The sequence below is a fragment of the Janthinobacterium aquaticum genome, from assembly GCF_009208565.1.
Lineage (GTDB): Bacteria > Pseudomonadota > Gammaproteobacteria > Burkholderiales > Burkholderiaceae_D > Janthinobacterium.
The window spans coordinates 183,964-210,673 of the sequence record NZ_WFLK01000006.1 but is presented as its reverse complement, the minus strand read 5'-3'; the positions used below and the strand labels follow the sequence as shown (position 1 = coordinate 210,673).

The 26,710-nt window shown below is 63.0% G+C and carries 24 protein-coding genes; 12 read left to right on the top strand and 12 right to left on the bottom strand.

The window, feature by feature from the left end; all coding sequences use genetic code 11:
- Positions 1 to 83 precede the first annotated feature (83 nt).
- Together GCM43_RS12060 and GCM43_RS12055 are read right to left on the bottom strand one after the other, a co-directional pair.
- Positions 84 to 440 carry a KGG domain-containing protein gene (locus tag GCM43_RS12060; protein WP_226929455.1) on the bottom strand — a complete coding sequence of 119 codons (357 nt, stop codon included), beginning with the start codon at positions 438 to 440 and terminating at the stop codon, positions 84 to 86.
- 37 nt (positions 441 to 477) lie between these two features.
- Positions 478 to 966 (bottom strand): phasin family protein, encoded by a 489-nt coding sequence (locus GCM43_RS12055; protein WP_152244526.1) that lies wholly within the window; start codon positions 964 to 966, stop codon positions 478 to 480.
- A 351-nt stretch (positions 967 to 1,317) separates the two neighbouring features.
- On the opposite strand from GCM43_RS12055, the gene purU reads away from it, so the two are divergent.
- Entirely contained in the window at positions 1,318 to 2,199 is an 882-nt protein-coding gene (gene purU, locus GCM43_RS12050) for a formyltetrahydrofolate deformylase (RefSeq protein ID WP_152244509.1), read from the top strand.
- Positions 2,200 to 2,251: 52 nt separating this feature from the next.
- Positions 2,252 to 2,794 carry a YaeQ family protein gene (locus GCM43_RS12045; protein WP_152244507.1) on the top strand — a complete coding sequence of 181 codons (543 nt, stop codon included), beginning with the start codon at positions 2,252 to 2,254 and terminating at the stop codon, positions 2,792 to 2,794.
- Here the strand turns inward: GCM43_RS12045 and GCM43_RS12040 are convergent, their stop codons facing one another.
- Positions 2,795 to 3,595 (bottom strand): head GIN domain-containing protein, encoded by an 801-nt coding sequence (locus tag GCM43_RS12040; RefSeq protein ID WP_152244505.1) that lies wholly within the window; start codon positions 3,593 to 3,595, stop codon positions 2,795 to 2,797. It lies immediately after the preceding gene.
- 190 nt (positions 3,596 to 3,785) lie between these two features.
- On the opposite strand from GCM43_RS12040, the gene GCM43_RS12035 reads away from it, so the two are divergent.
- Positions 3,786 to 4,421, top strand: a complete 636-nt coding sequence (locus GCM43_RS12035; protein ID WP_152244503.1) for an SAM-dependent methyltransferase — start codon at positions 3,786 to 3,788, stop codon at positions 4,419 to 4,421.
- A gap of 59 nt (positions 4,422 to 4,480) precedes the next feature.
- Here GCM43_RS12035 and GCM43_RS12030 read toward each other — a convergent pair whose 3' ends face one another.
- The 4 genes from GCM43_RS12030 to GCM43_RS12015 are packed head-to-tail and all read right to left on the bottom strand — an operon-like array spanning position 4,481 to position 7,693.
- On the bottom strand, positions 4,481 to 5,758 hold the full coding sequence (locus tag GCM43_RS12030; RefSeq protein WP_152244501.1) for a c-type cytochrome: 1,278 nt from the start codon (positions 5,756 to 5,758) through the stop codon (positions 4,481 to 4,483).
- Positions 5,755 to 6,468 carry a c-type cytochrome gene (locus GCM43_RS12025; protein WP_152244500.1) on the bottom strand — a complete coding sequence of 238 codons (714 nt, stop codon included), beginning with the start codon at positions 6,466 to 6,468 and terminating at the stop codon, positions 5,755 to 5,757. The genes GCM43_RS12030 and GCM43_RS12025 overlap by 4 nt, the downstream gene beginning before the upstream one ends.
- Positions 6,469 to 6,502: 34 nt before the next feature.
- A complete protein-coding gene (locus tag GCM43_RS12020) occupies positions 6,503 to 7,177 on the bottom strand; it encodes a 3'-5' exonuclease (RefSeq protein ID WP_152244499.1) in 675 nt (224 codons plus the stop codon).
- Positions 7,178 to 7,186: 9 nt separating this feature from the next.
- Entirely contained in the window at positions 7,187 to 7,693 is a 507-nt protein-coding gene (locus tag GCM43_RS12015; RefSeq protein WP_152244498.1) for a ProQ/FINO family protein, read from the bottom strand.
- A 575-nt stretch (positions 7,694 to 8,268) separates the two neighbouring features.
- Between GCM43_RS12015 and rpoD the strand changes: the two genes are divergently transcribed.
- Both rpoD and GCM43_RS12005 read left to right on the top strand, forming a co-directional pair.
- Positions 8,269 to 10,854, top strand: a complete 2,586-nt coding sequence (rpoD, locus tag GCM43_RS12010; protein WP_152244497.1) for an RNA polymerase sigma factor RpoD — start codon at positions 8,269 to 8,271, stop codon at positions 10,852 to 10,854.
- A 203-nt stretch (positions 10,855 to 11,057) separates the two neighbouring features.
- A complete protein-coding gene (locus GCM43_RS12005; protein ID WP_152244496.1) occupies positions 11,058 to 12,755 on the top strand; it encodes a hypothetical protein in 1,698 nt (565 codons plus the stop codon).
- A gap of 96 nt (positions 12,756 to 12,851) precedes the next feature.
- Here GCM43_RS12005 and ppc read toward each other — a convergent pair whose 3' ends face one another.
- Positions 12,852 to 15,686 carry a phosphoenolpyruvate carboxylase gene (gene ppc, locus GCM43_RS12000; protein ID WP_152244495.1) on the bottom strand — a complete coding sequence of 945 codons (2,835 nt, stop codon included), beginning with the start codon at positions 15,684 to 15,686 and terminating at the stop codon, positions 12,852 to 12,854.
- A gap of 217 nt (positions 15,687 to 15,903) precedes the next feature.
- Between ppc and hemC the strand changes: the two genes are divergently transcribed.
- The 5 genes from hemC (at position 15,904) to ppa (ending at position 20,713) form a co-directional block, all read left to right on the top strand.
- Complete coding sequence (gene hemC / locus GCM43_RS11995; RefSeq protein WP_152244494.1) at positions 15,904 to 16,911, top strand: hydroxymethylbilane synthase; 1,008 nt, start codon at positions 15,904 to 15,906, stop codon at positions 16,909 to 16,911.
- Complete coding sequence (locus tag GCM43_RS11990; protein ID WP_152244493.1) at positions 16,904 to 17,698, top strand: uroporphyrinogen-III synthase; 795 nt, start codon at positions 16,904 to 16,906, stop codon at positions 17,696 to 17,698. Before hemC ends, GCM43_RS11990 begins: the two co-directional genes overlap by 8 nt.
- Positions 17,695 to 18,843: a uroporphyrinogen-III C-methyltransferase gene (locus GCM43_RS11985; RefSeq protein ID WP_152244492.1), complete on the top strand. Its 1,149-nt coding sequence runs from the start codon at positions 17,695 to 17,697 to the stop codon at positions 18,841 to 18,843. The genes GCM43_RS11990 and GCM43_RS11985 overlap by 4 nt, the downstream gene beginning before the upstream one ends.
- Before the next feature lie 3 nt (positions 18,844 to 18,846).
- Positions 18,847 to 20,043: a heme biosynthesis protein HemY gene (locus GCM43_RS11980; RefSeq protein ID WP_152244491.1), complete on the top strand. Its 1,197-nt coding sequence runs from the start codon at positions 18,847 to 18,849 to the stop codon at positions 20,041 to 20,043.
- Positions 20,044 to 20,164: 121 nt separating this feature from the next.
- Positions 20,165 to 20,713 carry an inorganic diphosphatase gene (gene ppa / locus GCM43_RS11975; protein WP_152244490.1) on the top strand — a complete coding sequence of 183 codons (549 nt, stop codon included), beginning with the start codon at positions 20,165 to 20,167 and terminating at the stop codon, positions 20,711 to 20,713.
- Between the two features lie 69 nt (positions 20,714 to 20,782).
- On the opposite strand, the gene GCM43_RS11970 is transcribed toward ppa, so the two are convergent.
- Together GCM43_RS11970 and GCM43_RS11965 are read right to left on the bottom strand one after the other, a co-directional pair.
- Complete coding sequence (locus GCM43_RS11970) at positions 20,783 to 21,634, bottom strand: undecaprenyl-diphosphate phosphatase (protein ID WP_152244489.1); 852 nt, start codon at positions 21,632 to 21,634, stop codon at positions 20,783 to 20,785.
- Between the two features lie 167 nt (positions 21,635 to 21,801).
- Positions 21,802 to 22,947 carry a GNAT family N-acetyltransferase gene (locus GCM43_RS11965; RefSeq protein WP_152244488.1) on the bottom strand — a complete coding sequence of 382 codons (1,146 nt, stop codon included), beginning with the start codon at positions 22,945 to 22,947 and terminating at the stop codon, positions 21,802 to 21,804.
- Positions 22,948 to 23,061: 114 nt separating this feature from the next.
- Between GCM43_RS11965 and GCM43_RS11960 the strand changes: the two genes are divergently transcribed.
- Positions 23,062 to 24,681 (top strand): NAD+ synthase, encoded by a 1,620-nt coding sequence (locus tag GCM43_RS11960; protein WP_152244487.1) that lies wholly within the window; start codon positions 23,062 to 23,064, stop codon positions 24,679 to 24,681.
- A gap of 110 nt (positions 24,682 to 24,791) precedes the next feature.
- Positions 24,792 to 25,130 (top strand): P-II family nitrogen regulator, encoded by a 339-nt coding sequence (locus tag GCM43_RS11955; RefSeq protein ID WP_152244486.1) that lies wholly within the window; start codon positions 24,792 to 24,794, stop codon positions 25,128 to 25,130.
- A gap of 148 nt (positions 25,131 to 25,278) precedes the next feature.
- Here the strand turns inward: GCM43_RS11955 and GCM43_RS11950 are convergent, their stop codons facing one another.
- Complete coding sequence (locus GCM43_RS11950) at positions 25,279 to 25,908, bottom strand: trimeric intracellular cation channel family protein (protein ID WP_152244484.1); 630 nt, start codon at positions 25,906 to 25,908, stop codon at positions 25,279 to 25,281.
- Positions 25,909 to 26,030: 122 nt separating this feature from the next.
- Complete coding sequence (locus GCM43_RS11945; RefSeq protein WP_152244482.1) at positions 26,031 to 26,702, bottom strand: Smr/MutS family protein; 672 nt, start codon at positions 26,700 to 26,702, stop codon at positions 26,031 to 26,033.
- Positions 26,703 to 26,710: the final 8 nt, after the last annotated feature.

Below are 26,710 nucleotides of genomic sequence, written 5' to 3'. Positions count from 1 at the left end.
AAAGCGATGCGCCGGTGATTGCCCGCGATGGCTGGCAGGCCGGCGCCTGCACCACAGGCGGCGCCAGCCTGTGCGCTGCGGTGCTACGGTTGCTTGTCTGCGTTCTTGCGGCTGGCGCCGCCTTTGCCCGGCTCTGTGGTGCGGTTGCCGGCCTGCCGGCTTTCGCCGCCCTTGCGGCCGATCTCGGCCATGTGTTCGCGGTTGCGGCTGACCGCTTCGCCGCCTTTTTGCCCGGCCCGGCGCGCTTCTTCCGAGTCGAATTCATGCGCCGTGCCTTTCTGGTGCGCAGCCTGGCCACCCTTGCTGGCGATTTCGCGCTGCTGCGCTTCGTTCATGGCGGCAAAGCCGCGCTTGACCGTGCTTTTCTGGCTGCCGCTTTTACCCTGCTGATCCGCATTTTGATCCTTGTGCTGCTGTTCGTCGCGCTGATTGGTGGCCATGGTGTGCTCCTGTCGATGTCTGGATGGGTGATGCGTTTCAACGGCCTTGCTGTGGCGCTGGCAGGCCGGCGCCGTCGTTGCCGGGGATGGAAAACTGCAGTTGCCCCAGCAGCGCGCGTTGGCGCTGTGCGGCTTTCTCTGTTTCTTCCGCGCTCTTGCGCACCAGTTCGTCGGCAAAGGCTGCGGCCGTGCACTGCGTTGCCGGCAGATGTGCCTCGGCCGTGGAATGGATGTCGCGGCTGGCGCCGGCCAGCAGTTCGGACAACTGTTGCTGATAGTCGCGCAGCTTGTCGATGCCGGGCTGGGGATGGCTGGCCGTCAGCGACAGCATCTGCGCCGTGTCGCCAGCTGCCAGCAGGCGCTGGTTGGCCGCTGTCATTTCCGCGATCAGATCCTGCGCCAGGCGCATATTGAGGGCATTGAGCCCTTGCGCCGTGTCGAGCATCTTGCGCGACAAGTCGGCCATGAACTGGCATTGCGCTTCCAGGTGCGATTTCAGGGCGGGGGTAAGGCTGTTGGTGGTCATGGTCTACCTCAAGAGGTTGGTCAGGTTGGTCTGGACAGCATCCGGCCAGGCGGATGCAAGGTATGCAGCAAACACAGAGATAGACGCCGGACGACGCCTCAGGTTCCGCAGCGGCGAGGTTTTTTATGCAGCCAAGCGCAAGTGGGTGCGGAAAAGACTGGTGTTTTGCGCCAGATCAAACAAATCGTGGCGCTGGCCAGGCGGCCAGATCAGGAAAAGTCGCGGTGTCGCAGCCCAGCCGTGCGACAATACCGGCCTCGCAGTAGCGCAGTAGCGCAGTGGCGCCCCAGCGGCCCGCGCGGCGCGCTGGACACCGCTTATTTGTCACCTTCTTTATCTGATTTTGCGACCATGACGCATCCTGAATATATTCTGACCCTGTCTTGCCTGGACCAGCGCGGCATCGTGCATCGCGTGTCAGGTTTCCTGGCCGAACATGGCTGCAACATTCTCGATTCGGCCCAGTTCGGCGACCAGGAGTCGCAACTGTTCTTTATGCGCGTGCATTTTGCGCTGGAAGACGCAGCCGTTGGCGACGCCCAGCTGCGCGCCGACTTTGCGGCGCTGTCGCAGGCGATGCAGCAAAATGGTCCGTTCCACGGTCAGTTGCACGACGCGCACGTCAAGCCGCGCGTGATGCTGATGGTGTCGAAGATCGGCCATTGCCTGAACGACTTGCTGTTCCGCTACAAGAGCGGCCTGCTCAACGTGGAAATTCCGGCGATCGTCTCGAACCACATGGAGTTCTACCAGCTGGCGGCCAGCTACAATATTCCGTTCCATTACCTGCCGCTGGCAGCGGGCGCACCCGAGTCGGCCAAGCTGGCGCAGGAGGCCAAAGTCATCGAGCTGATGAACACGCACCAGATCGACCTGGTGGTGCTGGCGCGTTATATGCAAATCCTGTCGCCGGGCCTGTGCCAGGCGCTCGAAGGGCGCGCCATCAATATTCACCATTCCTTCCTGCCCAGCTTCAAGGGCGCCAAGCCGTATGCGCAGGCGCATCACCGCGGCGTCAAGCTGATCGGCGCCACCGCGCACTTCGTCACCGGCGACCTCGACGAAGGTCCGATCATCGAGCAGGATGTCGAGCGGGTTGACCATGCGATGGATGTCGAGACGCTGACGGCCATCGGCCGCGACGTCGAGTGCGTGGTGCTGGCGCGTGCCGTCAAGTGGTTTGTCGAACATCGCATCTTGCAAAACGGCGACAAGACGGTGGTGTTCCGCTGATTGCGGCTGCAAGTGCGGCGGCAGTTCATTAATCTCAATACATAACAATACGATGGCTCTTAAAGCAACCATTTTCAAAGCCGATCTGCAGATCGCCGACATGGACCGCAATTATTACCAGGATCATGCACTGACCCTGGCGCGCCACCCATCGGAAACCGATGAGCGCATGATGGTGCGCCTGCTGGCCTTTGCCATCCATGCCGACGAAGCGCTCACGTTTACCAAGGGGCTGTTCGATACGGAAGAGCCCGATCTGTGGCAAAAGGACCTGACCGGCGCGATCCAGTTGTGGATCGAAGTGGGCCAGCCTGATGAAAAGCGCATCCTCAAGGCCTGCGGCCGCTCGGAGCAGGTGATCGTCTACAGCTATGGCGCGACCAGCCATATCTGGTGGAAACAGATTGCCAATAAGCTCGAGCGTGCGAAAAACCTGACCGTGATCAATCTGCCGTCGGAAGCGGCGCAGCAGATGAGCAAGCTGGCGCAGCGCACCATGCAGTTGCAGTGCACCATCCAGGACGGCCAGATCTGGCTGACCGACAGCGTCGACACGGTGCTGATCGAGCGCGAGCCGGTCAAGCCGGCACGCTGATCAGTTTGGCGCCGCGCCCAGCCGCTTGATACTGCCGGCGCGCTGCACGGCGCGGCTGATGGCCGGCTCGCCGTAATAGCGCACCTCGCCTGAGCCGCCGATACTGACGCTGAGCGCGTCGGTGGCCCATACCTCGGCCGTACCCGAGCCGCCGATGCTGACCTGCGCGGTGCGCGCAGCCAGACGGCCCGCCTCGATCTGGCCGGAGCCGCCGATCGAGGCGCTGAACTGCCGGGTTTTGCCGCTGGCGCTGAAGTTGCCCGAGCCACCGATGGCGACCGTCACGGCGTTGCTGTCGATGTCGCTAGCGGTGATATTGCCCGAGCCGCCCACATCAAAGCGCAATTTGTCGCTGCGCAGGCCGCGCGCTTCGACGTTGCCCGAGCCGCCGACGCTGATGCGCTCGATCTGGCGCGCCGTCACCACGATCTTGAGCGCCGTCTGGCGCAAGCTGGTGTTGCGTTTGGCGGCGCGGATGCGCAAGGTGCCGTTTTCCACCGCGGTTTCAATCAGCGGCAGCAGATTGTCGTCGGTTTCGATGCTGACGCTTTCGCGCGGCCCCTGGCGCAGCGTCACCTGGCCCGGCAGGCTCAGCGCCAGGCCGTTGAACTGGCCTACGTCGCGCGTTTGCTGCTGCAGCCTGCCGCTGCCTTGTACGCTGTGGCCGCCGGTGACCCAGTCGAGCGCAGAAGCTTGCACCGGCGCCAGCGGTGCAGCCAGCGCGCACAGCCCCAGCGCGAGGGTTGCGCTGCGAACCAGTGCAGCAAGGGAAGAGTGGGCATTGCGCGGCGATACCGTCATGATAGTTTCCTGTCTGATGAACTTGTTGGACTGCCTGCATGGTAATGCTGCCGATCCGCCTGTGCTAGCGCCATGCGACAGGCCGCAGCATCGGGGGCCTGAGATGCAGGCGCAGCGTCAGTATGGCATCGGCCCCTTGTGTGGGCTATTATGCGGGCATTGACTATCCGTACCGATTACTGAAAAAAATATGCTTATTATTACCATCAAACAGGGCAAGGAAAAAAGCTTGCTGGGCCAGCCGTGGATCTATGCTTCGGCGATTGAAAAAGTCGACGGCAAGCCGCAGGAAAAAATGAAGCCCGGCTCGACGGCCATCGTGCAAAATTCCGCGCGCCAGTTCATCGCGCGCGCGGCCTATAACTCCAAGTCGCAGATCCGCGCGCGCATCTGGAGCTTCAAGGAAGACGAGCCGGTCGACCATGCGCTGATCAAGCGCCGCGTCAAGACCGCCATTGAAAAGCGCCTGCCGGCGATCAACAAGGCCGGCGCCAACCAGCTGCTGACCCTGATCAAGGGCGATGATGTCGGTTTGTCGGGCCTGGAAGTGCAGCTGTTCGGCGGCGTGGATGGCTATCTGATCTGTGAATTCAACGCCGGCGGCGTCGACGCCTGGAAAGTGGCCATCGTGCAGGCGCTGATGGCCTCGACCGGCTGCGCCAATGTCTACGAGCGCTGCAACGACCTGATGCGCAAGGGCGAAGGCCTGCCGCTGATCGACGGCACCCTGGCCGGCGAAGAGCCGCCCGATGAAGTCATGCTGACCGACAACGGCGTACGCTTTGCGCTTGATCTGAAGACTGGGCACAAGAGCAAGTTCAGGTAGGTGGCGGGGGGAGCTGTTTTACCCCAAAGCAAATTCTGGGGTTGGTATCAGAGGCGTCATCACTCCAGCGGCACATTGCGATAACGGTTCACTTCCAGCGCCGATACTTCAGGCGCATGGTTTCCCCACGACGCCCGGATGTAAGTGGCCACTGCCGCTACTTCAGCATCGTTGAGCGCATGGCTGAACGGTGGCATGCCGTACGGGCGCGGATTGCCGGCGGTAGCGGGCGCGAAGCCGCCGTTGAGGATGGCACGGATGGCGTTGACGGCCGATGTTGTCGTCACCGCGCGGTTGCCGGCCAGTGGCGGGTAGGCTGCTGGTGCGCCGCCGCCATCGGCCTGGTGGCAGCTGGCGCAGTGCTTGTCGTACAGTTTTTCACCGAGCGCCAGCTGCGCTTTCACCGCTGCGGACGGTGCCGGCAGCGGCTGGCGCGCCACAGTGCCGGCGCTTGCCGGCAAGTGCTTCAGGTACACGGCCATCGCCTGCATGTCCGTATTGTCAAGGTATTGCAGGCTTTGCCGCACCACGGCTGCCATCGGGCCGGTGGTATTGCCACGCGGCGACACGCCGGTTTGCAGCAGTTGCACGATCTGCGTCACCGGCCAGTCACCGAGGGCGGCTTCATCATTGGTGACCAGCGAAGGCGCGTACCAGCCCAGCATGGGGATCATGCCGCCGGTCAGTGCGCCGTCGCTGCCACCGAGCGCGTTGCGGCTGCTATGGCAGGCGCTGCAGTGCCCCAGACCCTGCACCAGGTAGGCGCCGCGATTCCATTCCACGCTGTGCCTGGGATCACCCTGATAGACGCCGGGTCGGAAATACAGCGCGCGCCAGGCCGCCAGCGCCAGTTGCGTATTGTAGGGAAAGCGCAGTGCATGCGGCGTATTGGGCCGGTTGTTCGCCGGCACGCTTTGCAGGTAGGCGTACAGGGCGTCGCTGTCTTCGCGCCGCACCCGCGTGTAACTGGTGTAGGGAAAGGCCGGATACAACAGGCGGCCGTCGCGCGACTTGCCGTTATGCAGGGCGCGCCAGAAATCATCGCCGCTCCAGTCGCCGATGCCATGCTGGCGGTCGGAGGTGATATTGGGCGCCGCCACGGCGCCAAACGGCGTCTGCAGCAGCGCGCCGCCCGCATAGGCCGCGCCGCCGCGCACGGTATGGCAGGTCATGCAGTTGCCGGCCCTGGCCAGGTAGGCGCCGCGCGCCACCAGCTGTTGCTGGTTCAAGGTGCCTGGCGCAGCCGGTGCACCGGCATCGTCGGCCGGCCATAGCCATGCCCTGGCGGCAAGCGCGGTCGCGAGCAGCAGGGCAGTTGCCAGCACGATTTTCTTCATGGCGCCACCGCAGGCGAGCTGACGCTGCCGCATTGCAGCGGCAGGGGCAGGGCGATGCTGCCGGCCGGGCGCGCATCGGCCTCGGTTGCCTGCGTGGACAGCCAGCCGGACACGGCGCTGACATCGGCATCGGACAACTGCTGCGCGATCTGCGCCATGCAGTCGGGCGCGTGGGCGCGGCGCACGCCGTTCTTCCAGGCGCCGAACTGGGCATTGATATAGTCGCGCGGCAGACCCAGCAAGCCTGGAATAGCTGGCGCTACGCCGCCCAGGCGCTCGCCGTGGCAGCTGACGCAGGCAGGGATTTTTTTTGCTGCATCACCCGTGTACACCAGTTGCCGGCCGCGCGCCAGCACGGCGGCGCCTGCAGTACTGGCCTGGGCAGGCGGCGGCGCGGGATGCTGTTCGGAAAAATACACGGCGATCTCGTGCAGGTAGGCGTCCGGCAAGTGCTCGACCATATACGTCATCAGCGGATACTGGCGGCGGCCGTCACGAAAATTGAGCAGTTGGTGGTACAGGTAGCCGGCCGGCTTGCCGGCGATGCGCGGAAAAAACGCGTCATGGCGATCTTTCGGGGCGTGACAGGCGGTGCAGGCCTTGAGGCGCTGTTCCAGTGTGTCGGACACCGTGGCTGGTGCCGCATGGGCCGGGTGGAACATCAGGCCGGCGCCGGCCAGCAGGGCCAGCATGGTGTCTTTGCTGCGCATCGATGGTTCCCCTGTGCTGCCCGGTTGTTCTCTCTTAAGACCTCAGTGCGTCAGCCGTACCTGATTGCGCCGCCGCGTTCGCTGTCGCCATGACACCGGCGCGCGGCGTTTTTTGTGGCGGCAGCTTGCCGCCGTCGGCGATCCAGCGGCGGTACACGCGCAGGGCCACCTGAGCGTCGTCGGCCGCGTACAGGATCTGCTTGTCCGTCAGGCGCGCTGCCGCCCAGTTGGTGGTGGAAATTTTCTTCGATTTCTGCAGGTGCTGGCCGAAGAATTTGGCCACGGCAGTCTTGGCGCCGAGGTCGTTGCGCTGTCCGCCGCGCAGGGCGACCGACAGGTCGAGCACCTGGGCCGGGTTGATGCCGAGCTTGCTGCGCAGGCGCTTGACATCGTCCGACAGGCCAAAGCCGACCTTGAGCGTGGTGGTTGATTCGAGAATGGCAGTCAGTTCGGCCAGCGCCGGGGTGGGCGCAGCGCCCACCTGGAACAGGTAGGCAACCTCGTCGGTGGCCAGCTGGATCAGATGCGGGCCGGTCGACGATTCTCCCTTGACGAAAGTGGGCTTCGATTCGGTGTCGAAGCCGATGGCGTCGGCGGCCAGCAGCGCCGCCATGGCGGCCTGCGCCTCGGCGCTGGTGCGCACCAGCCTGACCTGCCCGAGTTCGATGCCGCGATAGGGCGGCAGCGGCGCAGCTGAGTCGGTATCCATGCGACCGGGTCAGCCCTTGCGCGAAAACTTCGCGGTCAGCAAATTGAGCTTTTCCTGGCGCAGGCGGTTCGCTTCCTCGGCGGCAGCCGTTTCGCGCTCGGCTTTCTTGCGCTCGGCTTCTTTCTTGGCGCGCTCACGCAATACCTGGGTCGCGTGGTCGCGGTGGGTTTGCGTCACTTCCGCGCCGGGCTGGCCGTCGAGATCGTGGCGCACCTTGGCTTTTTCCATCACGCGCAGGTAGCGCAGCGAACCGGTATGGATGCCCAGCGCCGCGCGCATGAGCTTGCGGTCTACTTCGGGCAGGCGCGCCAGGATCTGCTTGTCGATGCCGATCGCCAGCGGCAGGCAATCGCGGAAGGACGGAAATTGCTGCTGGAACTGCTTGAGCAGCGCGCGCGCGGTCAGGCCAGCCGGCGCCGGAACGGCAGGGGCTGGCGCAGGCGCACTTGCTGCGTCCGCTTGCGTGTCGGGAGTGGTGGCTTGCTGGTCTGGCGTGGAGCTGGTCATCGACTTCATTGGTTAGGCTATAAAAGGGGAGCATAGCACGCGGCACCAGCAAGTGCATTGTCTTTTTTGGCAACTTGACATGCTGCAATGCGGGTGGGGGCAGCGCAAAAACATGAAAATGTGTATAATGTCGCCTTGCGCTGATGACTGGGCCGTGTTTTTAACGGTGCAGCCAAGGTTAAACAGGGGATAAGAGCAGCACATGAACGAGCTAAGTTATTGAGCATTTTGATATCGGCTATGGCGATGATCAATTATTCAAATAAGCGGCTTTCATGGATAATCTTGCTCTCCACTGTGTCTTCACTGAACAACACAAGCCCGCGAGCCCATTCTGGTACGGGCTTTTTTTCATTCCGCAAGGTATATCGCTGACTTACATCACTGCCCGTCTGACGCTGTTCCGGTCCTGCTGCCGCCGTTTTCATGGCGCCATGCGCGGCCCCGGCAGTTGCTGACAGGCAGGCGCCGCTGCCGCTAGACGGCCGCCGCAACAATACGCTCCATCGAGTCCGGTTTCGCAGGCTTAGGTGGAATCATTCACTTCGCGCCGACACCATCTGGTCTCGCATTAAGAGATATCTATGAAGAATACGCCAAAAACTTTAACGTTGTCCGCCAAAGCGCCGCGTCCTGCACCGGCTCAGCTTGCCGTGCCGAAAACGACTTTATCGTACTATATCGATAATGCGCAAGCAAATCCGGAAGCCGCCGTGGCAACCGTGACTACACCAACCGTGGTTACGGTAGTCAAGAAGAGCCGTTCGCGCCTGGCCGCCATGGCGCCGTCAGAGGCCGCAGCAGAAGCGCCGGTCGTGGCGCCAGCGGCCGAGATGGCGGCCGAGACTCATGCCGAGGCACCAGCAGCGCCAGAGGCAGCAGAAGCATCGCGGGCGCCAAGCGTGAAAATTGCACCGTCCGTCAAGATTGCCGCTGCCCCGCGCAAGCTGGCCGACAATGCGTCGTCGGCCAAGGTGAGTGCGCCGACCCGTTCCAAAGTCGTGCGCGCCAAGGTCGAGCAGGCGCCGGTGACCGTCATCAGCGGCGCGCAGGCGGTCAGCAAGACCACCGATGCCGATGCCCTGGCTGCCATCGATACCTCGAATTATTTCCTGCCGACCGTCAAGGTGCCAGGCCGCCGTGGCCGCAAGCCGAGCGAATTTACGCCGGAAAACGACGAAGTGGCAGCACTGAACGCGGTCGAGCGCGCCGAACTGAAGGCGGTCTCGAAAGCGCGCGACCGCAAGGCCAAGGGCGCCATGGCCGACGCGCTGGGCGATCCGGAAGCATCGGCGGCCGACCTCGAGCGTCGCCGCAAGCAAATTACCGGCCTGATCAACATGGGCAAGGAGCGCGGTTTCCTGACCTATGCCGAGATCAATGACCAGTTGCCGGAAAATATCATCGATCCGGAAGCGATCGAAGGCATTATCGCGACTTTCAACGACATGGGCATCGCCGTCTACGAGCGCGCCCCTGACGCGGAAAGCCTGTTGCTGACCGATAACGTCGCCACCGTCACCAGCGACGACGAAGTCGAAGCGGCTGCCGCCACCGCGCTGTCGACGGTCGATTCCGACTTCGGCCGCACTACCGACCCGGTGCGCATGTACATGCGTGAAATGGGCGCGGTGGCGCTGCTGACGCGCGAAGGCGAGATCGAGATCGCCAAGCGTATCGAAGGCGGCCTGAAAGACATGATCCAGGCCATTTCGGCCTGCCCGACCACCATCGGCGAAATCGTTGCGCTGGCGCAGAAGATCGAGCGCGACGAAGTCAAGGTCGATGAAGTGGTCGACGGTTTTGTCGACCTCAACGAAAGCAATGCGCCCGCTGCACCTGCGCCCGCTGCGCCGGCCGCTGCCAGCGAGAATGGCGACGACGAGGAAGAGGAAGAAGAAGTCGAGGAAGAAGACGGCGACGCCAATGGCGGCGCGGCCGGTTTCTCGAGCGAGCAACTGGTGCAGCTGAAGAAAAGCGCGCTGGAAAAATTCGACGTCATCGCCAGCCAGTACGAAAAAATGCGTAAGGCGCCGGAAGGCTACAACTCGAAAGCCTATGTCAAGGCGCAGGAAGCGATCTCGCAGGAACTGCTGGGCATCCGCTTTACGGCCAAGGTGGTTGAAAAGCTGTGCGACACGCTGCGCGGCCAGATGGAAGAAGTGCGCCATATCGAGCGCGCCGTGCTGGAACTGTGCGTCAACAAATGCGGCATGCCGCGCGCGCACTTCATCAAGGTCTTCCCGGGCAATGAAACGGATCTGGAATGGGTCGACCGCGAAGTCGATTGCGCCTATCCGTACAGCGCCATTTTGGGCCGCAACGTGCCTGCCGTCAAAGAGCTGCAGAAGAAGATGATCGACCTGCAGGAACGCGTGGCCATGCCACTGGCCGAACTGCGCAAGACCAACAAGCAGATGGCGGCCGGCGAGAAGCGCGCCCGTCACGCCAAGCGTGAAATGACGGTAGCCAACTTGCGCCTGGTGATTTCGATCGCCAAGAAATACATCAACCGCGGCCTGCAATTCCTCGATCTGATCCAGGAAGGCAATATCGGTCTGTTGAAAGCGGTCGACAAGTTCGAGTACCGTCGTGGCTACAAGTTCTCGACCTACGCCACCTGGTGGATCCGTCAGGCCATCACGCGTTCGATCGCCGACATGGCGCGCACCATCCGCGTGCCGGTACACATGATCGAGACGATCAACAAGATGAACCGCATCTCGCGCCAGATCATGCAGGAAACCGGCAGCGAGCCGGACCTGGCGACGCTGGCCGTCAAGATGGAAATGCCGGAAAACAAAGTGCGTGAAATCATGAAGATCGCCAAGGAGCCGATTTCCATGGAAACGCCGATGGGCGAAGATGGCGATTCGCAGCTGGGCGACTTTATCGAAGACAACGCCACGCTCGCGCCGCTGGACGCCGCGCTGCACGCCTCGATGCGCAACGTGATCAAGGAAGTGCTGGACTCGCTGACCCCGCGCGAAGCGAAAGTGCTGCGCATGCGCTATGGCGTGGAAATGTCGAACGACCACACGCTCGAAGAAGTGGGCAAGCAATTTGACGTGACGCGCGAGCGCATCCGCCAGATCGAGGCAAAAGCCATGAGCAAGCTGCGCCAGCCGTCGCGTTCGGACAAGCTGAAAACGTTCCTGACGCAAAACTGAGGTACAGTGGCTTGACCGCGACGGCAACGGCGCGGCAGGACATGCGACACACCGGAACGCCGCATTCGATGCGGCGTTTTTTTTGCCTTTGCGCAACGAACACCATGCCTGCATGAGGTAGTATCAATGCCGATTTACCTGTCATATTGCTGCCTGGCCGCCATGGCCCGGCGTGAAGCATCTTCTTCGGGAGTCGTTGATCCATGCTTGACCGCAAGAACCTTGCCCGTACGATAATGGCGGCGCTGATTGTCAACCTGGCTGGCCAGGCCTTTGCTGCTGCCGATACCGGTGCGGTGCCACCGCCTGGCGTGCGCGATGCGCTGCAAGGCCAGCGCCTGGGCCTGTATCCGGGCTCGGACTTTCGCCTGGCCGATGGCCAGTGCAAGGACTGTGCAGCACTGCCGCAGGCGCTGTTTTATTTCCGTGACGAAGTCATTGCCGTGCCCAAAGCTGGCTTGCCCGTCTCGGGATTTTCCACTACCGAACGCGGCCGGGATGACGTGCAGGCCTGGGCTGCCAGTGGCGCGCAAGCCTTGGCCTACCCGGGGCTGGTCTGGCTCGGGGCGCCACAAACGGTCGAGGCCGCCATTGCACCCGATGGCGCCAGCCTTAAGCTGCCCGGCGGCGCGCTGCTGCCGTGGCAGCCAGTGCCGAAAATTGCCACCAACCTGTCTTACTTCGACGCCAGTACACTGGCTTTTTTTGGCGCCGGGCCGGTGCGCATGCGGGGCAGCGCGCAACAGCATGACGGCCAGCCGCGTTTCGTGGCGCGCACCATCTGGCCCAGCGACTATGTCATCAAGGCGCAGTCGCTGCGTCTTGCGCCGCTGGCCGGCAAGAACGCGCTGGTCGACTATGTCCGTGCGCACGATGGCGGCGCGAAAAGTGCCTATGACAACCGGCTGATCTGGGAGCGCCATCCGGGAGCGGGGCGCCAGTGGCAGGGCCGTCCCGTGCTCGGCATCATGCTCAATGGCGCCCAGGGCGACGATGACGAAGCCTATGGCGGCCACTTTGCGATTGCCACCGGCACCATGGGGCCGGGCGGCGAGATGGCCGACTGGATCGTCAACAATTTTTATGCGCTCGATGCGTATGGCGAAAAGGGCATCCTGGCCGCGCCCGTGCCGATGGATAACTATCTTGCCGACCTGAATAGCGGGCAATCGTATTACCGCCCCTCGTATATGCTGGTGGCGGTGCTCAATCAGGCGCGCACGGCTGCAGCCTATCAGGGCGGCGTGCAGCGTATCTACAACCAGTATTACCGGCACGATATTGCCTATGACGGCGCGCTGAACAATTGCGCCGGCCTCAGCATGGACGTGTTTGCCGCGCTGGGCTGGCATATTCCGCAGCGCGGTCCGACCCACGCGCTGATGGCGCTGGCCGGCTATCCCTACAAGGCGATCAGTACAGGCAAGCTGACCGAAGGGCGCAAGGCTTACGAGTATCTGAATGAAGAGCAGACCCGGCTGTATCCGGCCGTGGCCTTTGACGCGGCAGGCCAGGATCTGCTGCAACTGGTTAGCGGCAAGCCGGGCAGGGTGCTGACGCCATTCGAGCAGCAGCTGCAAAGCGATGTCGAGGCGCTGATCCTGGTGCGCATTCCGCAGTTTCCATCGAGCCGCGCCTTCGGTTCGGCGCCGGTATTTTCCTATGACGAATTCATGGCGCGCGCACCGGCCGATCACGCCGACTGGAAGATCGTGCCGGTCGAGCCACGGCCTTTCCCGGCATCACTACGCGACGGCCTGGCCAGCGCGCTGCCACAGCGCAGCGTGCTGCCGTTGCCGGTGGGGCTCGCTGGCGGCGGCTTGCTGGCGCTGCTGGTCGGCGGCGCCCTGCTGGCGCGCCGGCTCTGGCGCAAAAAGCGCAAGGACCGTAGGTCGGATTAGGCCCCAAAGAGGCCGTAATCCGACAACATTGTTGACGTTCGCGGTGGTGTCGGATTACGGCCCGCAGGGCCTAATCCGACCTACGATGCATGCCCATCAGCCCGTATTACGCAACCCCGCCGCCACGCCGTTGATCGACAGCTGAATGCCGCGGTGCACGCGCTCGTCGACGTCGCCGCTGCTTGATAGTGCGCGGTGGCGCTTGATCAGTTCGACCTGCAGATGGTTCAGCGGATCGAGGTAGGCAAAGCGGTTCTGGATCGAGCGCGCCAGCATCGGGTTGCCGGCCAGGCGCTCGGCCTTGCCGGTGATCAGCTCCAGGCATTGCAGCGTATGGCCATGCTCCTGCGTGATGCGCTTGTAGATGCGCTCGCGCAGTTCGGTATCGGCCACCAGCTCGGCATAGCGCGAGGCGATCGCCAGGTCGGTCTTGGCCAGTACCATGTCCATGTTCGACAGCAGCGTGGCAAAGAACGGCCACTGCGCATGCATGGCGCGCAGCGTGGCGATGCGCTCGTCTTTCGAGCCGCCTTGCGCGTCGTTGATCCAGGCGCCGATGGCGCTGCCAAAACCGTACCAGCCCGGCAGCAGCAGGCGGCACTGGCCCCAGGAAAAACCCCAGGGAATGGCGCGCAGGTCTTCGATGCGCTGGTTGGCCTTGCGCGAAGCGGGGCGCGAACCGAGGTTCAGTTCGGCAATTTCGGCAATTGGTGTGGCGGCAAAGAAATACTCGGTAAAGCCCGGTGTTTCATAGACCAGGTTGCGATACGCCTTGTAGGCCAGCTGCGACAGTTCGGCCATTACGCTTTCAAACTGCGCCAGCGTACTGCTGCGCGCCGCATCGTCTTCCTGCGGCGTCAGGCTCGCCTCCAGCGTGGCCGCTACCAGCAGTTCCAGGTTGCGCCGACCGATTTCCGCATTGGAGAACTTCGAGGCGATGATTTCGCCCTGTTCCGTCAGGCGGATCTGGCCATTGACGGTGCCTGGCGGCTGCGCCAGGATGGCCTCGTAGCTGGGGCCGCCGCCACGTCCGACCGTGCCGCCGCGGCCATGGAACAGGCGCAGCTTGACGCCGGCCTGGCGGAAGTCCGCCACCAGCGCCAGCTCGGCCTTGTACAGTTCCCAGTTCGAGGTCAGGAAACCGCCGTCCTTGTTCGAATCCGAATAGCCGAGCATGACTTCCTGCAACTGGCCCTGGCGCGCGATCAGCTGCTTGACCAACGGCAGCGCCATGGTGCGGCTCATGATGCCGGCCGCGCGCTGCAGGTCGGGGATGGTTTCAAACAGCGGAATGACCATCAGTTCGCAGGTGCTGTCGCCGCCTTCGGTGCGCAGCAGGCCGGTTTCCTTTTGCAGCAGCAGCACTTCCAGCAGGTCCGACACGGTTTCGGTATGCGAAATGATGTAGTTGCGTATCGCCCGCGCGCCATAGCGCTGGCGGATCTCGCGCGCGGCGCGCAGGATGGCCAGTTCCGAATTGGTTTCATCGCTGTAAGTGATATACGGCGAATAGAGCAGGCGCGGCTGCGCCAGTTCCGCCAGCAGCAGCGTTTCTTTTTCTTCTTCGGACAGCGCTGCGTAGTCGGGCGCCACGCCGCTGTGGGCAAACAGCTCGGCCAGCACGCGCTGGTGCACATCGGAGGTCTGACGCATGTCGAGCGACGCCAGGTGGAAGCCGAAAATCTCGGCCGCGCGCAGCAGCGTCGACAGGCGCGGACGCACCAGCGCGCCGCCGTGGTGTGCTTCCAGCGAAGCGACGATCACGCGCAGATCGGCCACAAACGCGCCAGCGTCAGGGTAGGGCGCGGCGCTGCCCACTTCCTTGCGCAGGATGTTGGTGGCGCCCAGGCTGCGCGCGGTAGCGGCCAGGCGTGCATAGACGCCGATCAGGGCGCGCCGGTACGGTTCGTCGCTGCGGTGCGGCGAGGCGTCCGGCGACTGTTCAGCCAGCGCCAGCAGCGGCGCGCTGGCCGGCACCATCAGCGTCGAGACCGACAGTTCGGCGCCCAGCGCATGGGCTTCATCGAGATAAAAGTCGAGCACGGTGGTGGCGTGGCGCACCAGCGCGTGCTGCATGGTGCCAGCGTTCACATTCGGGTTGCCGTCGCGGTCGCCGCCGATCCAGCTGCCCATCTGTACGTAGGCGGCATTGATCGCCTCGGTTGTGCCGTCGGCGTTCGGGTATTCGGCGGCGATATCGTCCTCGATATCGTCGTACAGGGCCGGCAACTCGCGCAGGAAGGTGATGCGGTAGTACGACAGCGCATTCTCGATTTCATCGGCCACCGTCAGCTTCGAGTAGCGCAGCATGCGCGTCTGCCACAGCGTCGAGACGCGCGCGCGCAGCAGCTGCAGGTTGGCGCGCTGCTCCTTCGGTGTTTGCGGCAGGTCGCGCTCGGCCAGCAGGCGCGCGATATCGTGCTCGGCGTCGAGAATGCTCTTGCGCTGCACTTCGGTCGGGTGAGCCGTCAGCACCGGTGCGATCAGTGCGTCGTCAAAGAAGCGCTTGATGGTCGCGCGCGGCACGCCGGCGCCATGCAGTTTTTTCAGCGCAAAGCTGATGCTGCCTTTTTGCGCCGGCGAGCCGGCCAGCAGGTGGGCGCGGCGGCGGCGGATATGGTGCTGGTCTTCGGCAATATTGGCCAGATGCGAAAAATAGGAAAAGGCGCGCACCACCGAGATGGTCTGGTTGCGCGTCAGGTCCTTGAGCATGGCGTCGAGTTCCATGGCGGCTTCGGCATCGTCTTCGCGGCGGAAACGCACCGACGTCTGGCGGATGGTTTCCACCACATTGAAGACAGCATCGCCCTCTTGCTCGCGCAGCACGTCGCCAAGCAGGCGGCCGAGCAGGCGGATATCTTCTTTCAGCGGAGCATCTTTATCAAGCGTGGCCGGAGCGGCCGTCTGGGGTGCATGGACGTCATTGAGCATAGTTGTAACCAATATAGGTGTAAAAGCAAGGAAATGAGGATCGCACCGGGCGTTTGGCCGCAGTTGGGTAGGGGCGCATGATAAAATTTGTGGTATTTAGCATGGACGCTGGCCTTGGTTGGATGTCATTGGCCGTAGAGGCAAAGGCAACACGATTATAGCGACGGCCGGCGCGATGACGCCATTAGTGTGAATAAACATAGCGAAAGAACTTGTTTTGAATGCATCCGAACTGAACCAAGAACAGAATTACACCGTGCCTGCCAGGCTGATTATTGCATCGCGTGAAAGCCGCCTGGCCATGTGGCAGGCCGAGCATGTGCGCGCGCGCCTGGCCGCCCTGTATCCGCAGTGTAGCGTGGAGATCCTCGGCATGACCACACGCGGCGATCAAATCCTTGACCGCGCGCTGTCCAAGGTCGGCGGCAAGGGCCTGTTCGTCAAGGAACTGGAAGTGGCGATGCAGGAAGGCCGTGCCGACCTGGCCGTGCATTCGCTGAAAGACGTGCCGATGGAGCTGCCCGACGGCTATGAACTGGCCGCCATTCTGGAACGTGAAGATCCGCGCGATGCGTTTGTCTCGAATGACTATGCCAGCCTGGACGAGCTGCCGCACGGCGCCGTGGTTGGCACCAGCAGCCTGCGCCGCCAGTCGCTGATCGCGGCGCGCTATCCGCACCTGACCATTTTGCCGCTGCGCGGCAACCTCGACACGCGCCTGGGCAAGCTGGACCGAGGTGACTATGCAGCCATTATCCTGGCCGCCGCCGGTCTCAAGCGCCTGGGCCTGGAACAGCGCATCCGCGCCGTGCTCGATCCCGAATACAGCCTGCCGGCCGCCGGCCAGGGCGCTATGGCAATTGAAATCCTGGCCGGGCGCAGCGATGGCGTCGACCTGCAGCGCCTGCTGGCGCCGCTCAACCACACGGCCACTGCCCAGGCGGTGACGGCCGAGCGCAAGGTATCGAAAATCTTCGGTGGCAGCTGCCAGATTCCGCTGGCCGCGTTTGCCACCGTCGATGGCAACCAAATGCGTTTGCGCGCGATGGTGGCCACCCCCGACGGCGCGCGCATGGCCAGCGCCGACGTGGCCGGCGACGCGCAAGCGCCCGAACAGCTGGGCGAACAGGTGGCCGAACTGCTGCGCCAGCAGGACGCCAGCGCCATCCTTGCGTCGTGCATCGTTACGCCCGACCAGCACGAGGGCCTGGCGCCGCATGCCTGATACGGTGGTCATCACGCGGCCGGCGGCGCAAGCCGGGCCGCTGGCGGCCAGCGTGGCGGCGCTGGGCTTGCCGGTACACGTGCTGCCGCTGCTGGAAATCCATGCGCTTGAAGGTGAACAGCTTGACGCACTGCTGGCGGCTCTGGCGCAGTTGCAGCGGCACGAGTTGGTGGTGTTTGTTTCGCCCAATGCGATCGACTGCGTATTTGCCCATCTGCCCGCCTGGCCGCCCGGCGTGCCACTGGCAGTAGTGGGCGAGGGCAGCCGGCTGGCGCTCGCTGCGCATGGCGTGACCGACGCCACCGCCTTGATCCATCGTCCGGCCGCCAACATGCCCAGCGACTCCGAGCATCTGCTGCAGGCACTCGACCTGCCGGCGCTGCGCGGCCGGCGCGTGCTGATCGTGCGTGGCGATGGCGGGCGCGACTTTCTGGCCGACGCCTTGCGCGAGGCCGGCGCCGAGGTCAGTTTTGTGACCGCCTACCGGCGCGCGCCGCCAGTCTTGACCCCGGCCATGCGTGCCACGCTCGAACAGCTATTGCAGCAGAATAATGACTGGATCATCACCAGCTCGGAAGCGTTGCGCGGCCTGTTGGGCTTGCTGGGCGAGATCGACCTGGCCAATGGCGATGGACAGCATGGCATTGTTGCGAAAATGCAACAGCAACATTTGATCGTACCGCACGCGCGCATCGCGCAATCGGCGCAGGCGCTGGGCTTTGTGCGGGTCACCCTGACACGATCTGGCGACGCAGGCGTGCTTGCCGCGTTACAATCACGAGCATGAACGAAATGCCTACACACTCCGAACCGAATGCCACGCCTGGCAGCACCGTCACGACGGCGCCGCAGGCTGCCGATCAATCCGGTGCGCGCGCGCCTTCCTTGCTGACGCAATTGCAAAAGCCCACCAGCATTGCCATTATCGTGCTGGCCGTGCTGCTGGCCGCGCAAAGCTGGTCGAGCAGCAGCAAGATACGCAATCTGCGCGAGGAAGTGGCCAAGCGCCTGCAAAAAGGCGACGTCAGCAACGCCGAAACGGGCGCGCTGGCGCGCAACGTGCAAGAAGGCACGAAAGAGCTGCAGATCAAGGTCGGCGCACTGGAAAACCGCCAGAGCGAGACGCAAAGCCAGCAACTGGCGCTCGAGCAGCTGTATAACGACCTGTCGAAGAACCGCGACGAATGGGCGCTGACCGAGATCGAGCAGGTACTGTCGACCGCCAGCCAGCAGCTGCAGCTGGCCGGTAACGTGCCCGGCGCGCTGATCGCGCTGCAAAATGCCGACCGCAGCCTGTCGCGTTCGGACAAGCCGCAATTCATTACCATCCGCCGCGCCATCGGGCGCGACATGGAAAAACTCAAGGCCCTGCCGAGCGTCGATTCGACCGGCGTGGCGCTGCGCCTGGACGCCGTGATTGCCCAGATCGACGCCTTGCCGATGCTGTCGGACGAAAAGCCGGCCTTGCCAGCCGCGCCGGTCAAGCCAGGCAAGGTGCAGGCGGTCAAGGACGCCAATGGCAAGCTGGTCGGCCCGCCCGCGCCGGAACCGCTGTTGCAGCAGGTGCGCGAAGGCTGGAACAGCTGGAGCGGTGACATGTGGGACGACGTGCGCCAGCTGATCCGCATCCGTCGCGTCGATACGCCCGAGGCGCTGATGCTGTCGCCGACCCAGTCGTACTTCCTGCGTGAAAACGTCAAGCTGCGCCTGCTCAATGCGCGCATGGCCTTGCTGTCGCGCAATGAAACCGCATTCCGTAACGATCTGATCGCGGCCCAGGATGCGCTGGCCAAGTATTTCGATACCCGCGCCAGGGTCACGCAAACGGCGCAGGCGCTGCTGCGCCAGGTGCAGGCGAGCAATCTGGCGATTGAAATGCCGACCTTGTCGGACAGCCTGACGGCTGTGCGCAACTACAAAGCGAAGTCATAAGTCATGCGTTTATTTCTTTGGTTACTCGCCTTGATGGCCGCGGCGATCGGCATCGCCGTGACAGCCCGTTTCAATCCCGGCAACGTGGTGCTGTTCTATCCGCCGTATCGCATCGACCTGTCGCTCAATTTCTTCGTGCTGATGCAGGTGCTGCTGTTCGTCGCGCTGTATCTGCTGGTACGTGCCGTGCGTGCCACGGCGCGCATGCCGGCCGAAGTGGCGGCATACCGCCTGCGCAAGCGCGAGCGCGACAGCAACAAGGGCCTGCGCGAAGCGCTCAAAGCGCTGTTTGAAGGGCGCTTTGGCCACGCCGAGAAAGCCGCCTTGCGCGCCGCCGACCTGCCCGACAACGCCGGCCTGGCCGCGCTGATCGGCGCGCGCGCCGCGCACCGCATGCGCCAGGCCGAGCGCCGCGACAGCTGGTTGGCGCGCATCGAAGACGATAACGCCCTGAAGACGGCGCGCCTGATGACGGTCACCGAGCTGCTGGTCGATGATCACCAGCCCGAGGCGGCGCTGGCGGCCGTACGTGAACTCAACGCCAGCGGCACGCGCCATATCCATGCGCTGCAATGGTCGCTGAAAGCCGAGCAGCAGGCCAAGAACTGGCCCGAAGTGCTGCGCCTGGTGCGTTCGCTCGACAAGCACCGCGCACTGCATCCGGCGCTGTCGTCGCGCCTGCGCGAGCTGGCCTACGAGCATCTGCTGTCGGACAAGTCGCACGACGCCGAGTCGCTGCTGCGGGTCTGGTCGACCGTGCCCACGGCCGACCGCATCAAGCCTTATATCGCCTGCCGCGCCGCCACGGCGCTCAACGCGCGCGGCCTGCACGACGAAGCGCGGCTGGTCTGCGAAGAGTCGCTGGCGGCCGACTGGGACGAGCGCGTGCTGCGCGCCTACCGCGAAGCGGCGGCGCCAGCCGGCACGCCGGCGCTGCTGCTGCAGATCGAACACTGCGAACAGTGGCAGCGCCAGCATCCGCTGGACGCCGAACTGGCGCTGACGCTCGGTTCGCTGTGCCTGAAGCAAAAGCTGTGGGGCAAGGCCCAGCGTCATCTGGAACAGGCGCTGTCGGACGCTGGCGAGCCGCATATGGTGCGCGATGCGCACCTGAAGCTGGCGCAGATGCACGAGGGGCTGCAGCAGGACGAACAGGCGGCCGCCCATTACCGCCAGTGTGCGCTGGCAACAATTCTATAAGCGCTGCAGGCAGCCCGTTTTTCATTGAAAGGCGGGCTGTTTTTTTATCTGTTGCGCCGCACAAGCCATGCCGACTTCACTATAATTACGCCGTTAAACAATCTGCACATAAGGACTTGCCATGAGTTTGAATAATGTTTCTTCCGGCCGCGACCTGCCGAACGATTTCAACGTGGTCATCGAAATTCCGATGAACGCTGATCCGATCAAGTATGAAGTGGACAAAGAGTCGGGCGCGATCTTCGTTGACCGCTTCATGGGCACCGCCATGCACTACCCATGCAACTACGGCTATGTGCCGAATACGCTGTCGCCGGACGGCGACCCGGTCGACGTGCTGGTGATCACCCCGTTCCCGCTGATTCCTGGCGTAGTCGTGCGCTGCCGTCCTATCGGCGTGTTGAAAATGACCGACGAATCCGGTGAAGACGCCAAGGTGCTGGCCGTGCCGGTCGATAAAGTATTGTCGATCTACAGCCACTGGCAAAAGCCGGAAGACCTGAACGAACTGCGCCTGCGCCAGATTCAGCACTTCTTCGAGCACTATAAAGACCTGGAAAAAGGCAAATGGGTCAAGATCGACGGCTGGTACGGCGTTGACGAAGCCCGCGCCGAGATCCTGAACGGCGTAGCCGCTTACAAGGCCGACGCAGAAAAAGCCGCTTCGTAATTTGTTGCAGGCAAAGAAAAAGCCCCGCTCCTGTTACTAGGAGCGGGGCTTTTTTATATGGACATGCTTTTAGTGCGGCTGGATGACGCCCATGCCCAGCAAAGCCAGCACAAACACGCCCAGTACGATGCGGTAGGCCACAAACGGCCAGTAGCCGCGGCTGCTTACGATGCGCAGGAACACCATGATCACGCCGTAACCGACAAAAAAGGCGATTGCCGTGGCCAGCAGGGTAGGGCCGGGTGCGACCGGGCCGGCTACGCCCCAGCTCTTGTAGAGCTGGTAAAAGCCTGAGGCCAGCACGGCTGGAATGGCCAGCAGGAACGAGTAGCGCGCTGCCGCTTCGCGCGTATAGCCCATCAGCAAGCCGGCCGTAATGGTGCCGCCCGAGCGCGAGACGCCAGGAATCAGCGCCATCGCCTGGGCAAAGCCGAAGATGATGCCGTCGCGCCAGCGCATGCTCGACAGCGATAGCGCATGGCGGCCATGGCGGTCGGCCGCGCCCAGGATCAGGCCGAACACGATCAGCATGACGGCTGTCAGGTACAGATTGCGCAGATAGGTTTCGATTGCATGCTGGAACGCCAGTCCCAGGATGGCGATCGGCAGCGAGCCGATAATCACCAGCCAGCCCAGGCGCACATCGGGATTGTTTTTCTTTTCAGCACTGGCGCCGGTACCGGGCAGGGCGGCAAACCACGCCAGCGCTATGCGCAAAATATCTTTGCGGAAGTAAATCAGTACCGCCAGCTCGGTGCCGATCTGGGTAATGGCGGTAAACGCCGCGCCAGGGTCGGTGCCGGAAGGCAGGAAGGGGCCGATAATGCGCAGGTGCGCACTCGACGAGACAGGTAAAAATTCGGTCAGGCCCTGGATCAGGCCCAGCAGGGCCGCTTCCCACCAGCCGATCACGCCCGTCATGCGCGGCTCCCGCGGCGCGCCACACGTGCGCCAGTCAATTTAAATGCTTGCAATTACACCACCAAGTAGAAGTTGAATATCCGGTTGTTGCCCGCTTGAAAGGCGGGCGGATGGCAGCTTAACACAAGCGCTTTGCTTGTAAAACAAACCATTGTTGCAGTGTGGCGTCAGTCTGCAGGCGGTGCGCGAAACGGACTATGCTCATGCAACTCATCGAGATAGGCGTCGATGCCGCCGCGTTCGCGCTCGAGAAAGCGCTGCACGGCGTCGGCAAAGGCCGGATGGGCCAGCCAGTGCGCCGACCAGGTCTTTTGCGGCAGGAAGCCGCGCGCCATCTTGTGCTCGCCCTGGGCGCCGCCTTCAAAGGTGGCGATGCCTTGCGCGATGCAGAACTCCAGCGGCTGGTAGTAGGCGGTCTCGAAATGCAGGCAGGGTACGTGTTCGAGCGCGCCCCAGTAGCGCCCGTAGAGCGTGTCGGCCGTGTGGATCAGCAGCGAGGCGGCAATCGGGCGGCCTTCGCGTTCGGCCAGCACCAGCAGGATATTGCCCGGCATGCTGCTGCCTATACGCTGGAAAAATTCCAGGCTCAAGTAAGGCGAGGAGCGGTGTTCGGCATAGGTATTGCTGTAGCAGCGGTGGAAGAACTCCCACTGTGCCGGCGTGATATCGGCGCCGCGCACCTGGCGCATGGTCACGCCGGCATCAAGCACCTTGCGCCGTTCGGCGCGGATATTCTTGCGTTTCTTGTGTTCGAGCGTGGCCAGGAACTGTTCAAAATCGGCATAGCCGGGATTGATCCAGTGAAACTGCACGCCGCTGCGCAGCAAAAAGCCGGCCTGCCCAAGCTGCCGCGCCTCTTCTTCGGGTGGGAACAGGATATGCGTGGACGACACTTCGGCCGCCTGCTGCTGTTGCTGCAAAAAGCTGAGCAGGGCCGCACGCGCATAATCATCGCGCGCCAGCAAGCGCGTGCCGCTGACCGGTGTAAACGGAATGGCCGACAGCAGTTTCGGGTAATATGCAAGGCCATGCTCCGCGTAGGCGTTGGCCCAGGCCCAGTCGAATACATACTCGCCGTAGGAGTGCATTTTCAGGTACAGCGGCAGGGCGGCGGCCAGCGTGTCGCCTTGCCACAGCACCAGATAGTTGGGCTGCCAGCCCGATTCGATACTGGCACAGCGCGACTCGTGCAGCGCATGCAGGAACGCATAGGAGAGAAAAGGATTGGCTTCGGCTTGCTGCGCCAGCAGTCCGGTCCAGGCAGCTTCGCCAATTTCAGCCAGAGTCGAGACGATACCCGTGCGATAATTCATCGTTGTCGTGTGCATTCTTCACTTTCGGCCCGCCGCCATCGGCCTGCGCACCGCCGGGGCCAGCTCCGCTTGCCCGCTTGTTTAATAAAATTAATAAACGAAATAGCCATCATCATGACAGTCAAAGTCGCAATTGCTCAAATGAATAGTACGGTCGGCGATCTGGCCGGCAACCGCGCCCGCATCTTCGATCTGGCGCGCCGTGCCCATGAACTGGGCGCCGATATCGTGCTCACGCCGGAATTGTCGCTGGTCGGCTATCCACCCGAGGATTTGTTGCTGCGCAATGCATTCTACGCAAAAACGCAGCAGACGTTTGCCGCCCTGGCCGCCGACCTGGCGCAGTTCCCCGACCTGCACGTGGTGGTCGGCCTGCCGCTGCAGGATGAGAGCGGCGAACACCGCTACAACGCCGCCTCCGTGCTGTGCAATGGCGAAGTGCTGGGCACCTACCGCAAGCATGATTTGCCCAATACCACCGTGTTTGACGAAAAGCGTTATTTCACCTCCAGCGACCAGGCCTTCGTGTTTGCAGTCAAGGGCGTGCGCTTCGGCATCAATATCTGTGAAGACACCTGGTTCAGCCACGCCCCGCAGCGCGCCCACGCTGCCGGCGCGCAAGTGCTGCTGGTGCCGAACGGCTCGCCGTATCACATGAACAAGCAGCATCTGCGCTACGAAACCATGCGCAAGAATGTGTGCGCGCAAGGCATGGCGCTGGTGTATGCCAACCTGGTCGGCGGCCAGGACGAACTGATCTTCGACGGCGATTCGTTTGTGATGGATAGTGAGGGCACCATCTGCGCGCAGCTGCGCCATTTCGAGGAAGACTTGCAGATCGTCGAGTTCGATGGTGCCCGTCCGCTGGCGCAGTCGGTGGCGCCGGCGCTGGCGATTGAAGCGCAGGTCTACCAGGCGCTGGTGCTGGGCGTGCGCGACTATATCGTCAAGAACGGTTTTCCGGGCGTGCTGATCGGCATGTCGGGCGGCGTCGACTCGGCCCTGACGCTGGCGATCGCCGTCGATGCGCTGGGCGCCGACAAGGTGCGCGCGGTGATGATGCCGTCGCAGTTCACCGCCGATATTTCCTGGATCGACTCGCGCGACATGGTCAAGCGCCTCGGCGTGCGCTACGATGAAATCCCGATCAAGGCCACCTTCGACGCTTTCCGCGCCACGCTGGCCACCGAATTTGCCGGCCTGCCGGAAGACGCGACCGAAGAAAACCTTCAGGCGCGCATCCGCGGCACGCTCTTGATGGCGCTGTCGAACAAGCACGGCAGCATTGTGCTTACCACCGGCAACAAGAGCGAGATGGCGGTCGGCTACTGCACGCTGTACGGCGACATGGCCGGCGGCTTTGCCGTGATCAAGGATATTGCCAAGACGCTGGTGTACCGCCTGTGTGCGTGGCGCAATAGCGTGGCCGAGGTGATTCCCGAACGCATCTTGACGCGCGGCCCGTCGGCCGAACTGCGCGCCGACCAGCTCGACCAGGATTCGCTGCCGCCGTACGACATTCTCGATGGCATCATGCAGCTGTATATGGAAGAAAACCGCCCGGTCGACGAGATCATCGCCGCTGGCTACCCGGCTGCCGACGTGGCACGCGTCACGCGCCTGATCAAGATCAACGAATACAAGCGCCGCCAGGCCCCGGTCGGCATCCGCGTGACCCACCGCGGCTTCGGGCGCGACTGGCGCTATCCGATTACGTCAAAGTTTTATGAGTAGGTCGGATTAGCGGGGCAAAGCCCCGCGTAATCCGACAACATGGTTGGCATCGCGATAAAAACCAGCCAAAAAAATTATTGCATCAATATGTTCAAGACCAGGAGAAAACCATGAAACAGATTACCGCCATTATCAAACCATTCAAGCTCGACGAAGTGCGCGAAGCGCTGGCCGACGTGAACGTCACCGGCCTGACCGTCACGGAAGTGAAGGGCTTTGGCCGCCAGAAGGGCCACACCGAGCTGTACCGTGGCGCCGAATACGTGGTCGACTTTCTGCCCAAGGTCAAGGTTGAAGTGGTGGTGGACGACAGCGTGTCCGAGCAGGTGGTCGACGCCATTATCAAGGCGGCACGCACCGGCAAGATCGGCGACGGCAAGATTTTCGTGCGCGACGTCGAACAGGTGATCCGCATCCGCACCGGCGAAACCGGCCCGGACGCAGTCTAATCCGCCCATACCCTGCAACTCGGGGTCAGTTCCGCCAATCAGACACAGCCTCATCTGTATGAGCAAGAATATGTCTCCGGTTGCAAAGCCGTGATTGCTACAGCCCAGCTTGTGTCCAAATGGCGGAACTGACCCTGCGTTGTTGTTACTACCCGCTCAGCCGCATATCGAATTTCCAGCTCACCAGCCGCATGATGGTGATGCTGGCGGCGCTGGTCCACAGGGCAAAGTCGTGCTCGGCGCCGAAGTGCATTTGCAGCAGGTAGGCCCAGCAGCCGATAAAGGCGCAGATGGCGTAGGGCTTGCCGTCGCGAAAGACCATCGGCACTTCGTTGCAGATAATGTCGCGCAGCACGCCGCCGAAGATGCCGGTAATCACTCCCATCATCGAGGCGATAAAGATCGGCATGCCGGCGCGCATGGCTTCGGCCACGCCGGCAATGGCAAACATGCCCAGGCCGATGGCGTCGGCCACGATGATCAGGCGTTCTGACACGATCTGGCGCAGGTGCTGGATCAGCGGCGCGGCGATCAGGGCCAGCACGAAAATGAGGATGGCATATTCCTGGTGCGAAACCCAGAACAGCGGGCGCTTGTCGAGCAGGATATCGCGCAGCGTGCCGCCGCCAAACGCGGTAATAAAGGCCACCACGAATACGCCGACCAGGTCCATGCGCTTGCGGCGCGCCTCGATAAAACCGGAAAACGCACCGACCAGGATGGCGATCACTTCAATCAGTTTGATCAGCGAACCTGGTGTCAGTTGCGGTAGCAGCATGGAGTCGTGCGTGGTAGCGGGAAAAGTAGCCACAGGTTAACATGACACGGCCCCGAATGGTGACAAACGGGGCCGTGGTGGTGTAACTTAGGTATAACTTTTACGAGGGGCTGAACGTGCGCCTAGCGCACCGCCTGCAAGGCTGAGGCCAGCAACACCACCAGCGCGCCATCGCCGCCTTCGGAGCGGCGCGCCTGGCAAAAGGCGATCACTTCGGTTTTTTGCACCAGCCAGCTGTGCACCATCGATTTCAGAACCGGTTCCTGGCCTTTCGAGCCGAAGCCCTTGCCATGAATCACGCGCACGCAGCGCAGCTTGCGCCGCGTGGCGTGGCCGAGAAAGGCGCCGATGCTGTCGCGCGCCTCGTCGCGGCGCAGGCCGTGCAGGTCGAGTTCGTCCTGGATCGGCCAGTGGCCCTTGCGCATCTTTTTCACCACGTCCGGGCCAATGCCGGGCGCGGCGTAATTGAGCGCCGGATCGTTCTCCAGGTAGTGGTCGACCTCGAACAGATCCGACAGCGACTCGCGCAGCACGGCCGCATCGTCTTCTGCCTGGCTCAGCTTGCGCGCCGGCGCGGGCGCCGCAGTGCTGGTCTTCGGCGCGCTCGGGACATACCGGTCGCTTTCCGGCAGGCGCTTGACGCCGCCGATACTGGCCTTGAACAGATTGCCTTCCAGTGCCTGCACCTTGGCCGTGCGTGCGCGCTCGGCCTCGGCTTGCGCGCGCGCTTCGGCCTGCTCGCGCAATTGCTTGCTGACCGCTTTCAGGTCAGCAAAGTCTTTCATCGAGGCCATGGCGCTGC